The 16,042-nt window shown below is 38.4% G+C and carries 10 protein-coding genes and 1 pseudogene; 8 read left to right on the top strand and 3 right to left on the bottom strand.

What is annotated here, in order from left to right; genetic code table 11:
• Nucleotides 1-570 precede the first annotated feature (570 nt).
• Together HRT50_RS12605 and HRT50_RS12600 are read right to left on the bottom strand one after the other, a co-directional pair.
• Nucleotides 571-963 (bottom strand): adenylyltransferase/cytidyltransferase family protein, encoded by a 393-nt coding sequence (locus HRT50_RS12605; RefSeq protein ID WP_291615037.1) that lies wholly within the window; start codon nucleotides 961-963, stop codon nucleotides 571-573.
• 295 nt (nucleotides 964-1,258) lie between these two features.
• On the bottom strand, nucleotides 1,259-1,912 hold the full coding sequence (locus tag HRT50_RS12600) for a CDP-alcohol phosphatidyltransferase family protein (protein ID WP_291615035.1): 654 nt from the start codon (nucleotides 1,910-1,912) through the stop codon (nucleotides 1,259-1,261).
• Between the two features lie 624 nt (nucleotides 1,913-2,536).
• Between HRT50_RS12600 and HRT50_RS12595 the strand changes: the two genes are divergently transcribed.
• The 3 genes from HRT50_RS12595 to HRT50_RS12585 all read left to right on the top strand — a co-directional run bounded on the left by HRT50_RS12595 (nucleotide 2,537) and on the right by HRT50_RS12585 (nucleotide 8,864).
• Nucleotides 2,537-3,388 carry a metallophosphoesterase gene (locus tag HRT50_RS12595; protein WP_291615033.1) on the top strand — a complete coding sequence of 284 codons (852 nt, stop codon included), beginning with the start codon at nucleotides 2,537-2,539 and terminating at the stop codon, nucleotides 3,386-3,388.
• A 564-nt stretch (nucleotides 3,389-3,952) separates the two neighbouring features.
• Nucleotides 3,953-7,939: an ExeM/NucH family extracellular endonuclease gene (locus HRT50_RS12590; RefSeq protein WP_291615031.1), complete on the top strand. Its 3,987-nt coding sequence runs from the start codon at nucleotides 3,953-3,955 to the stop codon at nucleotides 7,937-7,939.
• 298 nt (nucleotides 7,940-8,237) lie between these two features.
• Entirely contained in the window at nucleotides 8,238-8,864 is a 627-nt protein-coding gene (locus HRT50_RS12585; protein WP_291615029.1) for a hypothetical protein, read from the top strand.
• Between the two features lie 122 nt (nucleotides 8,865-8,986).
• On the opposite strand, the gene HRT50_RS12580 is transcribed toward HRT50_RS12585, so the two are convergent.
• Nucleotides 8,987-9,574, bottom strand: coding sequence for a hypothetical protein (locus HRT50_RS12580; protein ID WP_291615027.1), 588 nt, complete (start codon nucleotides 9,572-9,574; stop codon nucleotides 8,987-8,989).
• Between the two features lie 563 nt (nucleotides 9,575-10,137).
• Here HRT50_RS12580 and HRT50_RS12575 point away from each other — a divergent pair.
• The 5 genes and pseudogenes from HRT50_RS12575 to HRT50_RS12555 all read left to right on the top strand — a co-directional run.
• Nucleotides 10,138-10,737, top strand: a complete 600-nt coding sequence (locus HRT50_RS12575) for a CCXG family PEP-CTERM protein (RefSeq protein WP_291615025.1) — start codon at nucleotides 10,138-10,140, stop codon at nucleotides 10,735-10,737.
• 378 nt (nucleotides 10,738-11,115) lie between these two features.
• Nucleotides 11,116-11,265 (top strand): hypothetical protein, encoded by a 150-nt coding sequence (locus HRT50_RS12570; protein ID WP_291615023.1) that lies wholly within the window; start codon nucleotides 11,116-11,118, stop codon nucleotides 11,263-11,265.
• A pseudogene (mgtE, locus tag HRT50_RS12565) lies at nucleotides 11,266-12,458 on the top strand (magnesium transporter). It begins immediately after the preceding gene.
• 585 nt (nucleotides 12,459-13,043) lie between these two features.
• The gene (locus HRT50_RS12560) at nucleotides 13,044-14,555 is read left to right on the top strand and encodes an MFS transporter (protein WP_291615021.1); all 1,512 of its coding nucleotides are present in this window, start codon (nucleotides 13,044-13,046) and stop codon (nucleotides 14,553-14,555) included.
• A 137-nt stretch (nucleotides 14,556-14,692) separates the two neighbouring features.
• A partial coding sequence (locus tag HRT50_RS12555) for a bifunctional protein-serine/threonine kinase/phosphatase (RefSeq protein ID WP_291615019.1) occupies nucleotides 14,693-16,042 on the top strand: 1,350 nt, incomplete at its 3' end.

Below are 16,042 nucleotides of genomic sequence, written 5' to 3'. Positions count from 1 at the left end.
AAATAATGAAAAGACAGGTAACTATAGTGCCAAAAAAGTTGACTAAAAAATCAAACATTTCGAACTCCATTTCAATCAGGTTATATATTGTTCAATTATTATTTAATTTTCATACTGCGTCTATAGTTAATCACTGATTTTTAATGGCTTTATTTTAACTTCGCTAGGATAAGTTCCTTTCTGTTTACATCCCTGTACAACCGGCATATTTACCGAATAAATTGAAGCTAGCAGTAACATTAATCTTTGCAGAGCATTAGGAGACCTTGGGGGGATATAGGAGAACATGCTGAGACTCCTTTGAAAAAGTAGCCTAAACAATGACTGCATTCACCCTTCGAACTAAAGCTACAAAGCGCTGTTTTTTTGATATAAAAAAGCAGTCACTAGCGGACTGCTTTGGATCCAACAACAGATGGTTGGACTTTAAATTTAAGCTTCACTTCAATCACTGAGCAGAAATGAAGATTACTAATTTTTATGAGGTTTTGTTTGCCTTGAAGGCAAACTGTGCATAAGCAGAGCTAAAAAAGCAGCCCCTTACTGCTGATAAACCTCTTAAAACTTTAGTTACTTACTTTGAAGTTTCTTTATGATTGACGACGAATCAGTTAGTGGACTTCTCGGTACATAGCGCATAATACCCATTTTGTGAGGTAACTCATACATATGTTCCATATTGTCTCCCGCCACATGAATATCAATATTATGTAGTAGGTAAAAATTCTCATCATTATTTGGTGTAAGTGGGGCAACAATTACCTCATCGACACCCTTAATGTTACGAATTATTTCACAGCGTTGTTCACAAGAAATAATTGGAGAACGCTTATAAGATTCAACGTCTTCGTCTGAATGAACGCCAACAATAAGGTAGTCGCCAAACTCTTTTGCTTTTTGTATAACAGATAAATGTCCTACGTGAAATAAATCAAATACGCCACTGGTATATACTCTTGTCATCTTTATTACTCCATACATATCGAACATATAACAAATGCTTTCGCTATATGTTTTATTAAAATCTACCTCGCCGCAAACTCACTCTTTGGTGAAATTGCAGCGGATAAAGAAATAGTTCGCTTCCTTAAATGCCTCTATCAGTAGCTGATCGTGCTTATTAACTACTGTATGTGGTAAGGCTGGCAGGTAACTTATGATGCTTATTTATTGACTAATTTTAGCTTTAGCGATCATAAGTTATTATTTTTATCTGAATGATATTTAACGGTAAATAGCTTTGTAAAATGTAAGTTTCCTAGATCATTAACCAGCTATAGGCCAACGTAATAACTAGCGTGTATAGGGCAAGCACATAATACCAACGGCCACTGAGTTTTGGTGTTTTTATCGGAGCAACATTGAGTGCAGCTAAACCAAGGATGGTAATATAAAGTACAACAGTGAACGCTGTGGTAGAGATAACACTCTCTAGCAGAAAAACAAAAACAAGAATAATGGCATTATTATCAGAGGCAAGACCTTGATAGCTCGATTTTCCATCTAAACCGTAAACATTAAAATAACTAAGTCGTAAGACGCAAGCGGCAACGATGATAAAAGCACCGGGAAGAAATGCAGGATGATAATTGCCATAGCTCAATAAGATAACTGCGGGACAAATACCAAAACTAACAACATCGATGAGAGAGTCTACTTGTCCACCAATTTGCCCTTGCATTGCCGTTCTATTTTTCATTTTTCGGGCAATTTTCCCATCATTCCAATCAAAGAACACCGCCCAAATTAATCCTATCATTGCGGCAGGGTAAATGCCGATCATGGCAAAATACAGTGCTAATAAGGCTGAAAAAAGTCCGAATAAAGAACAAATATTAGGTAAATCGAAGGCAAGTGATAATATCGAAGGAGGTGTGATCGACGGATTTTTATCTGTTTCTACTGTTGGCATTAATTACTCTCATTGTGAATTAAATGAATTTTTACGGGGTATTTAATCTAAAGAGTGAACAACTTGAGGGTATGGTTATCGATACGAGTTATTTTAATGCGGCTAATTTATTACGGAAGAAATCTAGCACATCATTTAACTTTTTCTATAAAACTTTTCACCAAGAGATTATTTGGCATGAATATAGCATAATAGATCGAATCAATCCGATTTATTTATAATTATCTTTCCATCCGGATAAATTACAGTTTATTTCTTAATTACCACCTTGCCTGACTTAATGTCAACTACATGTTTATAATGAGTTTTATTGATAAAATAGAATTGTGAGTAACAATTCACCCTAATAAGGTGTGCTGCTGACCATAAATAACTGATGCTGTTCTTTACGCATATTTTTGTAGAAAATACAGTATAACCTGGATTTTAGAGGATTTATCAATCATTACCTGGTGATGAAAATAAGCATTCCAGCCCATCTCCTTTCAGAACACACTGCTGTCACATTATTGTCATATTACATTGGCATACTCCGTATCTATTGAACGTTACTTTATGCACTTTGATAGCAATTCCAAAGGTCATGCATCTAAATATTACTTAGTGAAAGGGATAGACTCGAAAATGAATATACTACACATCTCAGATATGCACTTTGGCCCTCGTCACTGGCTCGGAAAAAATGACTTGTTGTTAGAGAAATTGAACAGTTTTGATACGGATATTGTCATTAACACCGGCGACAATACAACGGATGCGCTCGAAAATGAATTTGAAGCCGCTGGAAATTTTTTGAAGTCAATTGATTGCCAACACATAGTTTCAATTCCCGGAAATCATGACAAGCGAAATATGCGCAGTACAGACTATTTCCGTCAGTATATCGACGAGATAGAGGTTATTCGGCCATTAAATCGTGATAAGTGTAGAAAGAGAAATATTTATCTAGAAGGAAATACCATTGGTATAAAGGAACACTTTACCGACATCAATTTTCTAAAAAAGATCACTATAAATGGTGAGTCCCTTTTGATAGTATGCCTCGACTCCAATTCCCTTTATGAAGACAATGGTTTTGTCGATAAGGAAATATTGAGAACAATCTCTCATGCAATTAGCAAAGAGAGTTACGATAGAATAATCCTGCTAAATCACCACTCCATCTTGGATACGGATTCGGACCCTCTTTTCAATTCCAGAATAGTGGTCGAGTTCGTTAGAGAGCATAATATAGAACATGTTTTCTGTGGCCATACTCATCATTTGTCAATAATGAGATCAACCGACCTGTACCACAAACACTCATTCACTCAATATAAAAATGGATCGCTATCAAGCGGCAATACTCTCAACGACACAAATATGTTTCTGTATTATAAAAACTTTGGCACCGAAGCAATGGAAATCCATGTAATTAGAGCGATTGTTGACAATGGATATATGAGCTTTAAAGAAGAAATAATTACCTGCTACTAGGAATTAGAGCTATGACCAGTTGAAATCACCGCACATAGCGGCTCTAATCATAACAACACCAAAGCACAATTCCCTCGGTGCTTTCGGCCCTCTATACCCTCTATTAAAGCGGATTAGTGCGATTTAAAGAGGGTTAAACCCTATAGAAGAACAAACCAAGTATATCCTCAAATGATCAGCCAACACTGTAGTAGTCTAAAAACCCCTTATATATTCTGAGCTATTGACTTCTAATCCACATCATTCCTTTTGGGCTTATAACCACGAGTAACTTCAAGCTATTAATTGCCAGTAAAAATTGAACAAATAGTCAGGTTACACAATAAAACAATGGCCTTAGCCAACCTATTAACCATATATCATGATTTTATAATGACATAGCTTAATCATACCGACTAAAATAATTTGATTATTATTTGACCATAAGGTCAAGTTGTGACATTTTACTTACCGATGACATGTTAACAAAAAGTAAAGTAATGGATCTTTTTGTTTGGGTTGTAATAGTACTGTCATTTAAAAAATGCAAAATTAATAACAACAACAAACGCTAAGGAAAGAAAAATGAAATTGAGAATAATAACACTCTCGTTAACTTTATTTGCTGGCTATAGTTATGCAGATACAGTGACAGATGCATGTTTTAACTGCCCGCCATTAAGCACTATTGCTAATGCGGATACTTTTGATGATTCAAGCTATTATACCGGTGCTATTTCTGCAATAAATGGCAGTCTATCTGCCGAAACCATTAAACAAGAAATCACTTTAGCGATTAGTCAAAATCATAAAAACTTAAGTTATTCCGAAGTATGGACAGCATTAACTAGAACCGACCAAGACCCTGCAAATACCGCCAATGTGAATTTACTTTATAAAGGTATATCGATACCAAAATTTTCCAATGGTAGCGGCTCACAAAGTACCAACCAAGATAACTGGAACCGTGAACATGTTTGGGCAAAAAGCCACGGTTTTCCGAGTTCAAGCCTAGAGGCCTATACAGATATTCATCATTTAAGACCGACTGATATCTCAATAAACTCATCGCGCGGCAATTTAGATTTTGATAATAGCGATGCCCCCTTAGCAGAAGCCCCTGAAAATCGTGTTGATGGCGACTCTTTTGAACCAAGAGATGCAGTCAAAGGCGATGTCGCTCGTATGCTATTTTATATGGATACCCGCTATGAAGGTTTTGATGCAACGCCAGATTTACAATTAGTTGACAATATCACCAACGTTGGCGATGCCGCTTTAGGACGCTTATGCCGTTTAATCGAATGGCATAATAGCGACCCTGTTGATGCCACAGAAATCTACCGAAATAATACCATTTATGAATTTCAAGGGAATCGAAATCCATACATAGATCATCCTGAATGGGTAGATATTCTTTATAGTGCTGATACTTGTAGTACAGATAATGGTGGCGGTGATACTGGCGGCGGTGACACTGGTGGTGGTTCACCCAATAGCGCTGCATTATTCATTTCTGAATATGTAGAAGGTAGCTCTTATAACAAAGCCATTGAGTTGTTTAACCCCTCTTCTTCTGACATTGATCTTGAAGTAGACAATTACCAATTAGCACGTTTTAATAATGGTTCAACTTCACCATCAAATATTAATTTAACGGGTGTAGTGGCGGCAAATTCTACCTTCGTTATCGCCGAGCCCAGAGCAGCAGCAGAAATATTAGCCGTGGCCGATTTATTATCTGGCTCATTAAGTCATAACGGTGATGATGCTTATGTATTATACAAAGACGGCGTTGTAGTCGACTCATTTGGTCGTGTTGGTGAAGATCCAGGCTCTGCTTGGGGTAGTGATACCTCAACAACCAAGGATAATACCCTTCGCCGTTTAGCCAGTGTGCAAAGTGGTAACACGGTAATTGATGATGAATTTGACCCGGCTAATGAATGGCAAGGTGTAGGTAAAGATGTCTTTGATGATTTAGGTTTACATACCTTTACCCCAGCTGAAATTTTCATATCAGAATACTTTGAAGGCAGTAGCTACAACAAAGCACTTGAGCTATTTAATCCATCAGCAGCAGATATTGATTTAGCCGCTGAAAGTTATCAACTTGAACGCTTCAGTAATGGCAGTGTATCAGGTGCACTTATTGATTTATCCGGTATTTTAGCTGCCGGTGATGTCTTTGTTATTGCCGAACCAAGAGCCAATAGTGAAATTTTGGCACAAGCAGACCAACTCAGTAGCAATTTGAGTCACAATGGTGATGACGCTTATGTGCTCTATAAAAATGGTGAGACCATCGACTCATTTGGTCGTGTTGGTGAAGACCCTGGCTCTCAATGGGGCAGCAGCGATAACAAAACTAAAGATAATACTTTAGTAAGACAAGCAAGTGTTAACGCCGGAGATGTGGTGATTGATGATGCCTTTGACCCTGCACTAGAGTGGCAAGGCTTAGGTAATAACAATACCAGTTCTCTTGGTAGCCATACCGTTCACGACGGGCAAGGACCTGTTGTAGATATTGGTCAATGTTTTGATGCTGCAACTCTAATCAGTGCGGTACAAGGCAGTGAATTTAGTTCGCCGCTTATTGATGAAATCCATATTGTTGAAGGTATTGTCAGTGCTACATTACCAGACAGTAACGGCTTCTTTCTACAAGAAGAGCAAGCCGACCAAGATAACGAGCCTATGACCTCAGAAGGTATTTTTGTCAGCCTTAGTGGTGCTGATTTACCCGCTGAAGGAGACATTGTTCGCCTACAAGGTAGCGTTGAGGAAAATTATGGTAAAACTCAATTAGTTGCTAATCAAGCGCTGCTTATTTGTGGAGCTGGTTCAATTGCCGCGACGCTAGTCACACTGCCTTTTACTTCTGCAGCTCATCAAGAGTCTTTAGAGGGTATGCTAGTTGCAATTAGTACTGAGCTAACCGTAACAGATAATTATAATTTAGGCCGCTACGGTGAAGTGACCTTATCTAATGGTCGTATCTATGTACCTACTAACTTATATCTGCCTGGCTCGGTCGAACTAACAGAGCTGGCTTCGACTAATAGTTTAAATAAAGTTACCTTGGATGATGGTATTGGTGGTCAAAACCCTGATGATATTATTTACCCAACAAGCGGTTTAACGGCATTTAATACCTTACGTTTAGGTGACAAAGTCACTGAGTTAACCGGTGTACTAGATTACAGTTACGGTAAATACCGCATTACACCAACCACAGCTCCTAACTTTATCCATGAAAATGAGCGCAATGAATTTCCTCAACTAGCAGAGCAAGGTAATTTACGTGTCGCAAGTTTTAACTTATTGAATTATTTCAATGGCGATGGTTTAGGTGCAGGCTTCCCTACTTCTCGCGGTGCTGATACCGCTGAAGAGTTTACCCGCCAACGCGATAAAGTAATATCGGCTATTACCAATTTAAACGCTGATATTATTGGTTTGCTTGAAATGGAAAATGATGGTTTTGGTGAGAACAGTGCTATTCAAGACCTAGTTAATGGACTGAATGCGCAAGCACCTGCAGATGTACATTATAGTTTCGTTAATCCTGGCATTGAAGCACTTGGTGGCGATCAGATTAAAGTCGCGATGATCTATAACGACCTAGCCGTGTCAGAAATTGGTACTGCTGGCTACCTAGTTGATTTCCCGTTTGAGTATCATAATAGACCGCCGATGACACAAAGCTTTAGAGCCACAGAAACAGGTGAGAAATTAACAATTTCTGTCAATCACTTCCGCTCAAAAGGTTGTTCAAGCAGTGGCGGTGTTGAAAACGAAGATAAGTTAGATGGTCAAGGCTGTTACAACTTACGTCGGGTACAAGCTGCAGAAGCGCTAAGCGCTTGGTTAGCGACCCACCCTACCGGTGTTGTTGATGACGATGTTTTAATTATTGGCGACTTAAATGCTTATAACAGAGAAGATCCCGTCACTAGTTTGCAAACTGCTGGTTTTGTAAATTTAGCCCCTGATAGATTAGGTAATACCGCTTATTCGTATGCCTATGGTGGTGAAATTGGCTCCCTTGACCACATATTAGCTTCAGCCTCTTTAAACAAGAAAGTGGTAGCAGTAAGTGAGTGGCATATTAACGCTGATGAACCATCAATACTTGATTACAACACTGAATATAAAACTGCAGATAAGTTAACCAGTTTGTACAGTGATGGACCTTTTAGAGCGTCAGATCATGACCCGGTTATCGTAGAAATTAATGGGGTAACACCAATGAATTCGGTGAGTGAAACATTCGAAGGTTTAAATACTCTTCCCCGCTGGAAGCTCTTTAAGTTTACAGTTCCTGAAAATGCAGTTAGCTTTACCGCAAGCATAACGGGTGGCACAGGGAATGCCGATTTATACGTGCGCAATGGTAGGATACCTTTCCCTTGGGTAAGTAGCTGTGCACCGAAACTAACAGGTAATGAAGAGGTCTGTGAATTTGAAAACCCTAAATCAGGCACCTGGTATATTTGGCTTAGAGCAAAAAGGCAGTACAGTGATGTAACACTTCAATTAACAGCATTTTACCCTGATCCTTTGTAAGGTAAAGGCTAACTAATATGCGGCAATTAATTCATAATGAATAATTTAGAGTGACTGATTCAGAATGCTTCATTCAGAGTAATTAATTCACTGTGATTTTTTCAAAATTATAATCGCAAGCCAACTATTTTAGTTGGCTTTTTTTGTCTGTATTTATGTATGTAAGTAGGTTTATGCTGTTAGTTTTTTTGAACGTGGCTTTAGTAGTCTCAAAGTAAATTAATGTTATCATTACAGTATATTATAGGCATAATTTAATAAATCCTAACGTTAAACTCTCATTAATCGGCTGGTATAAATGCAAAAAATCAATAACATAGTTAGTTTCAAAGGTATCCTATTCACTATTGCTATATTTTGGCAAACGAGTTTATCAGCCCATACAATAACCGAGCATGCTATGGAAAATACTGAGAGTAAAGTTAAAAAAACACAGTTGACTGAGCTTGATGAAGTGGTAAAAGCAGCAGTAAATGAACCAACGGTAAAGTCTATTCAAATAGAGCTAGTTAAATTAACAGATAATAGTGGTTTAACCTATATAGGCGGCAAAGTTAATGCTGCCGACCTCGATGTATATTTATTCCAAATGAAGCAAATATTAGGTGATAAATTCACCCTTTATCGACAATACCAAAGTAAGAGAGATCATCACACTTTCCACATGACATTAATTAATCCCTATGAATACCAAACGCTATCAAAAAGTGTCGCTATAGGAACAAGGTTATCGGTATCATTACGTGGCTTAGCACGAGTCAGTGTTGACGATAAAACTGCATATTTTGTTGTTGCCCAATCTGCACAGGCGAAAAGTTATCGTCAAATTTTAGTGTTAACTGATAAAGACTTCCATGTAACCCTAGGGTTTTATCCTAACGATGTTTATGGTGTGAGTAAGGGAATTGAGACTCTTATTAAATAAAATAGTTCGAATAACTAATAAATAGATAAGCCTTGGCCATGAGAATAAAAGAAGCTAATAAAAAACTACCAAGTTAAATGTTTATGCGTCATGGCTGAATACATGACGGTTAGGCGCTAGCTTTAATCATTTTGACTTATCTGATTTTCTAAATATTCTTTGGAAACATCTAAACCCGTCACCAGTACACCTATTACCTTTTTCTCTGAATTTTTAATTAATATACAGTAAAAAAACTGATAGGTACTTGCGCTAGAATCCCACTTAGTAGGGCCAACATAATCACCATTAATACGGATAGGTTGTTGGAATTTATCTTCATCTCCCTGCCAATAGTCTGTTGGTTTGGGAAAAACAGCCACTAAGACACCATTTTTATCAAGGACCATCATTTCAGCAATATCAAGCTTAGGGTTTTTAATAAACTCGATTATTTTGGCTGCTAAAGGGGTATGCATCACCGACTTTTGTAGCTTTCTATTTACTTGCCAATTTGCATCTAATTGCATGATATTTACAATACCAACATTTTTCTCGTTTGCTGCTACTATAGCTGCTATTACCAAAGGTGATTTAGAAAAATTAATCAGTAAGTCTTTGTGCTGCTTAACTATTGCTTCTTTATATTCAGTCTCGGTTTCTACCTGACGAGCAAACAGATCAGGGTTGTATAAAAACAGTAAAGATAGAGCAATTGAGAGTAGTTTCATTAGCAATAACTTGATTAAAGGGATTCAGTTAAGTTTTGCACAATTAACCAAGTATACAAGTTTTTCAAAAAATCATATCTGCATGGAAATAGCTCAAGAGCAGATTTTTTTATGACGGTCCCTTGCCTAACGCTTCCACCTACATACCAGCTGAGTTTTGCCAGTTATAGATGCATAACCTCAGCTCTTTTCTCAGACTTGGCTGGTTGGATTTTGCGATTTGGCTTTCATTGCTGACCCAAGAGGCAGTGCAGTAACAGGATAAAAGTATGCCAACAAAGGCCACACTCAACTGCCCTGTTGATAACAAACACAACTGACATCAAACTAAAACTCTTAATTCATCAAGATTATTGCTTATTTTCAGGCTAAATATTGTAAAAACCACGTAAATTCAACAGGTTTACCAGTGTCTGAATTATTTACACAATTGTACTATTTTATATCTCAAGCTGCACAACCATTGAAAAACCCTAATCAATTCAGTCAACTGATATATTGGCATAAATAATGCTTAAAAATGGTGATTTTAATATTTTTTATTTATAATGGAAGTAGTGCTTATGAAATTACAGCATATAAAAGCAGTTTTGCTTGGACTCATTTTTTGTGCCGCTAACGCGAGCGCAACGTTAATCACCTTAGAAACACGAGATATCAATAACGATTTCGATAAAAGCGATTTACTTAGCTCTTGGAACAACAGCACCGCTGGCAATGTAAACAGTATTGATTCATTCGAAATGTTTAAATCAGGCAATGATAGCCTTACCATGCTAACTATTGATTTCACTATCAACTATGATGGCCTTTGGAGCTTTGAAAGTGGTTTAGATGCTGGACACGGCGCGGCTTTGTTTGTTGACGGTACACTCGTTGATAACCGTACTGATAATTTATGGTGGGGCTATAACTGGAACCATTCAGACGTTTTTAAAGTAGAAGACATTGCCCTTTCAACAGGTAATCACGTTATTCAACTATTATGGGCTGAAGATTGCTGTAATGGCGCAAGCAGTGTTCGCTTCACCGAAAAAGCAGGTCAAGAACGACCACTAAGCGTTGCCAACGTGGCAGCAGCAAGTATTCCAGAGCCAACCAGCATTGCACTATTTGGTTTAGCTGCTTTAGGTTTAATCACTAGACGTAAACTTGCAAAATAATTAAATCGATAATGGTTAATTATTGTTCTAGATTATTTATGCATCTAAAAAGCCCCGAGATTTCGGGGCTTTTTATTAAAAACAGCGGCAATAGCATTGCCATTAGATACTAACTAGATATCCCCCCAATTCCCTCTTACGCCATCTAACTTTACTCTGTAATATTTAGATACATCAATAATGTCATTATTGATTTCCGCACGTTGCAACTAAGCTTTAGCTTTTGTTATCCTAAGGCGAAAATTAAACTAGTGCCTCTGCGGCTCTGTTGCTATCACTCCTATTTTTCAGTTTAAAGTAATATCAATATCAATCCGTATAACTCTTTATATTTACTGAATTTATTCCCGTAAATAAAATCACCATAAGGCGACGCTTTTGAGCAAAAAAACACTAACAGAACAAATTACCCGCTTACTTGAAAAATCAGACAAAGTTGAACTTCGCCTTCTGCTTAAACATATGCATGATGCAGACTTTGCTGCTGCTATTGAAGACTTCCCTGCCCCGCTCATTTTACAGTTATGACTGTTATTATCTTTACCGGCGCAATGCCATTTATTTGTTTATTTAGATCCACAAAAACAGGCCGATGTCGCCTCATTGATGAGTCGTAATGACTTAGCCGCGCTTTTTTCGAATATGGAGCAAGCTGCCCGCGCCGATTTATACAATCAACTCGATGCACAGCAAAGGCAGGCATTAATGCCCGGTCTTGCCCAAGCCGAGCGCGATGATATTCGTAAACTTGCCAGTTACCCGGAGAAAACTGCTGGCGCTTTAATGACATCAAGCTATGCCACGTTACGCAGCAACTGGACAGTCAGTAAATCGTTAATAAAATTACGCTTAGAAGCCCCAGACAAAGAAACTATCTATCAAACCTATGTTATCGATGAACAGCGAAGGTTACTGGGCACATTGTCTTTACGAGAGTTAATTCTTGCTGCGCCAGACAGCCTAATCGAAGACATTATGTTATCGGAAGTCATCTCGGTGCAGGTAAGCGATGATCAAGAAAAAATCCCACAAATCATCAGTTATTACGATGTAATTGCCGTACCTGTGCTCGATGATGAATCGAAACTGGTTGGTATCGTTACTTATGATGACGCCATGGACGCGGCAGAAGAAGAAGCCACGGAAGATGCACAAAAGTCCGCCTCAGTAGCCGCACTTGATTCCCCCATGAGTAAAATTAGCCTTTGGGAGTTATACCGCAAGCGTGTTGGTTGGTTGGTCCTACTGGTTTTTGGTGCGCTACTTTCAGGTGCTGGTTTGGCTTTTTTTGAAGATACCATTGCCGCTAATATCGCTTTAGTATTTTTTATGCCTCTGCTGGTTGGTGCTGGCGGTAATGCCGGCTCACAAGCTGCGGCATTAATGGTACGCTCCCTTGTAACGGGAGACGTTAAGTACAAAGATTGGACTAAAGTACTGCGTAAAGATGCCTTAGTAGCTATGGCGCTTGGCCTAACTATGGCGATGACGGTGTACTTTTTAGGCTTGCTCCGTGGTGGCCCTGAAATAGCCATTACCGTGGCTTTCTCCATGTTTTTTGTGGTCTTTGTCGGTAGTATCATTGCCTATGTTTACCCTTTATTTTATCGAAGTTAAACTTGGATCCGGCTACAGCGTCGGGACCATTAGTGACGACAATAGTTGATGCCAGCGGGGTATTAATTTACTTTGGTTTTGCTAGCTTAATACTGCAAATATAAGGTGCTGGTATAAGCATCAAGAATAAGCTAGAGGTAAAACTACAAATTACAGCAATAGCTAGTATCTATAAGCTGTGCAGCAGTTTTTCTATCTGAAAGTGTTAGCCTGATCATGTCATTCAAAACATTAACAAGAGCAATCATTTATCGGCTGATGGTGTTTGTTGCTCTGCTACACCATTTTATTTGCCGTACGCCCGGAGTCCACTTGGCTAAGTTCTTTGCTTATGTAATTAATATTTAAACTCAGAAGTTAAGCTCAATAACCCAGCTTAATAGATAAATTCAATAGTTAAATGAGCTAATGACCCTTGGCATATAACCTTTCCAAACGGCAACGTCCTCTTGTTAAGCAAAACGCTGCAAACAACTTAAACTAAAAAAACTCTCATTTAGATAAAAGATAAATTTGGTGCATTTTATCTTTTATTTAGCTGCACTATGGTGCAAAGCCTCTTTTTCTTCATACATAGAACACTAAATAACTAACAATATCAGATAGATAAGTTATGGCTTACTTATTGCTAATTATTGTTTACTTAATATTGTTTCTAGAATTTACCGTTAACTAAATCAAGGTTTTATATGAGTCAATCGTCGTTACAACATAATTTTTTATCTTTTCAGGGCAGAGCCAGAATTCTCCATAGCACTTGGCTGGCTTTTTTCATTACCTTTCTAGTTTGGTTTAGCCATGCGCCACTCATGTCGACCATTAAAGCCAGTATGGGTTTAACCGATATTGAAGCGAAAATATTATTGATTTTAAATGTGGCATTAACAATACCGGCACGTATTGTCACCGGTATGTTAGTTGATAAATACGGTCCGCGTAATTCCTATACGGCGATGTTGGTAGCTACCGCAGTATTATGTTTTTTCTTTGCCTCTGCGCAAAGCTTTGAAACTTTAGCTTTGGCTAAGTTTTTAATGGGCTTTGTTGGTGCTGGTTTCGTCATTGGCATTCGAATGATCAGTGAATGGTACCCAGCCAAACAATTAGGTTTAGCCGAAGGTATATATAAAGGTATGGGTAACGTCGGCTCTGCCGTGGGTGCCGGTAGTTTAGTGTATATCGCCAGTTTATTTGGCGGCGACGACGGCTGGCGTTATGCCATCGGTTCAACAGGCGTATTGGCTTTGTTATATTCAGTCTTTTACTATTTTGCTGTAACAGATACGCCGGTAGGCTCTACTTATTTCAAACCGAATAAGTCTGGTGGTCTTGAACTAACCAGTAAACGTGACTTTGTTTTCTGCTTATTATTTAATATTCCTATGGTAGCCGCATTAGTGTTATTAACTTGGCGAGTAACCGATGCTGGTGTAGTTGCTGGTACGGGCGCCGAAGTAGTCGTTGGTGCCGGTTTGATCAGTGACTTTGCCTCTTATGTAATTTATGGTTTGTTACTTGCTTTGATAGCTTACCAATCTTGGAAATTATATCAGGTGAATAGAGATATGTTGCAATCACCACCGATGGATGAAATTTTACAGTATAAATTCAAACAAGTAGCCATTTTAAGTGTTGGTTATGCGGTAACCTTTGGTGCAGAATTATCCGTTATATCTATGCTGGCACAGTACTTTGAAAGCCAATTCTTAGTTGCCGCTGCAGCCGCAGGTGTATTTGGTGCTTGTTTTGCTGCCGTTGACGTACTTTCTTGTCCATCAGGCGGCATGATCAGTGATAAGTTTGGTCGTAAAAGACCTTTGATCTTTTTATTAAGTGGCGCATCATTAGGCTTTTTTGTTATGTCATTGATCACGCCAGCATGGCCTCTTCCAGCAGTAGTTGCCACTATGATGATTTGTTCATTTTTCTTAGGTTCAGCTGCCGGCTGTGTTTTTGCTGTAGTGCCCTTAGTTAAACGTAAATTAACCGGACAAATTGCTGGTACAGTTGGTGCTTATGGTAATGTTGGTGCTGTAGTATTTTTAATGGTATTTTCCTTTGTTTCACCGTCGGTATTTTTTGCAACTATCGGTGCTGGTGTCGCCTTTGCTGTTTGTTGTTCACTATTTTTAGATGAGCCAAAAAGTACCATGGCCGAAGTGATGCCCGATGGCACAGTGCAGATGATTGAAGTACATTAAAAACTCCTGATAATTAGTGATAATTAGTGATAATTAAATAATATTATATGGTCGCCTAATTCTTAAAACCTAAGGTTCAATATTTAAATTTTAAACCTTAAGGAGTCAGGAGATTTTTCAACCTAGATATAAACAAGGTGAAGTATTTGGCTAGTGAATTAAGTTTTACTGTGGCACAACGTTCAGTGGCAGGTAAAAAAACTGACAACGAAGATGCCATTGGCATAAGACTGCCTAAAGATTCGTTATTAACCAATAAAGGTGCTGTTGCGGTAATTGCTGACGGTGTCAGTGCTGCAGAAGCTGGTAAAGAAGCCAGCGAAACCTGTGTACATAATTTCTTGTATGACTATTACTCCACCCCTGATAGCTGGAGTGTTAAAAAATCAACCTCACAGGTATTAACCGCGCTTAATCGTTGGTTATATGGCCAAGGGCAACAATTTAATGATGCACAAAAAGGTTATGTTAGTACCTTTAGTTGCATTATTTTTAAATCGCAAACCGCACATGTCTTTCATGTTGGGGATAGCCGTATTTATCGATTTCGCCAAGGTGAGTTAGAACAAATCACCCGGGATCACAGTACTTATATTAATGCCAAACAATCCTATTTATCGCGAGCCATGGGTTTAGATGTAAAACTTGATGTCGACTGTCATAGTCTAGCGGTAGAGCTGGGTGATATTTACTTTTTAAGTACCGACGGCATCCATGATTTCATTAAAAGCAAAGAATTATCTGCTATTTTAGGTCAACTAAAACCCGAAAGTGATGAGACTCAATTTGAGCAAACCTGCGAGCAATTGATTGAATTAGCGTTAACCAATGGCAGTGGCGATAACTTAAGTTGCCAAATTTTACGACTTGATAGCTTGCCGGCACAAACTATTAATGAAGTTGGTCGAAAATTGTCGGAATTACCTTTTCCTCCTTACCTAGAGCCAGATATGATTTTGGATGGCTACAAGGTTGAAAAAGTCTTACATGTTAATACTCGCAGTCAAGTGTATGTGGTACGAGATATTGATAGCGGCGCACGTTATTGTATGAAAACCCCATCGGTAAATTTTGACGATGATTTGGCCTATATCGAACGCTTTATCATGGAAAGCTGGATGGGCAGTCGCATCAGTAGCCCTCATGTAGTTAAAGTTATTGAAGGTAATAGAGATAAAAATTGGCTTTATTATTTAACCGAATATATCGAAGGTATTACCCTTGAGCAATGGATAAAAGAAAACCCCAAACCTGCAGTACAAGATGTCGTTTATATTCTTGCCCAAATTGAAAAAGGTCTACGGGCAATGCACAGACGCGAGATTTTGCATCAGGACATCAAGCCGGGCAATATCATGATTGATAACAATGGTGAAGCTAAAATCATTGATTTTGGCTCTTGTTATAGTAAAGGCATAGCTGAAATAGCCACACCGCTGGACGAGCCAGGGATTTTAGGAACTGCAGGTTATTCGGCGCCAGAAGTG

Source organism: Colwellia sp., from assembly GCF_013215345.1.
Lineage (GTDB): Bacteria > Pseudomonadota > Gammaproteobacteria > Enterobacterales > Alteromonadaceae > Colwellia.
This window is presented reverse-complemented; position numbering and strand designations above follow the sequence as displayed.

Bases quoted from the DNA above. Each gene is read 5' to 3' on its own strand.
- HRT50_RS12595 (WP_291615033.1), top strand. From the start codon at position 2,537: ATGAATATACTACACATCTCAGATATGCACTTTGGCCCTCGTCACTGG.
- HRT50_RS12600 (WP_291615035.1), bottom strand. From the start codon at position 1,912: ATGCCAACAGTAGAAACAGATAAAAATCCGTCGATCACACCTCCTTCG.
- HRT50_RS12605 (WP_291615037.1), bottom strand. From the start codon at position 963: ATGACAAGAGTATATACCAGTGGCGTATTTGATTTATTTCACGTAGGA.
- HRT50_RS12575 (WP_291615025.1), top strand. From the start codon at position 10,138: ATGAAATTACAGCATATAAAAGCAGTTTTGCTTGGACTCATTTTTTGT.
- HRT50_RS12580 (WP_291615027.1), bottom strand. From the start codon at position 9,574: ATGAAACTACTCTCAATTGCTCTATCTTTACTGTTTTTATACAACCCT.
- HRT50_RS12560 (WP_291615021.1), top strand. From the start codon at position 13,044: ATGAGTCAATCGTCGTTACAACATAATTTTTTATCTTTTCAGGGCAGA.
- HRT50_RS12590 (WP_291615031.1), top strand. From the start codon at position 3,953: ATGAAATTGAGAATAATAACACTCTCGTTAACTTTATTTGCTGGCTAT.
- HRT50_RS12585 (WP_291615029.1), top strand. From the start codon at position 8,238: ATGCAAAAAATCAATAACATAGTTAGTTTCAAAGGTATCCTATTCACT.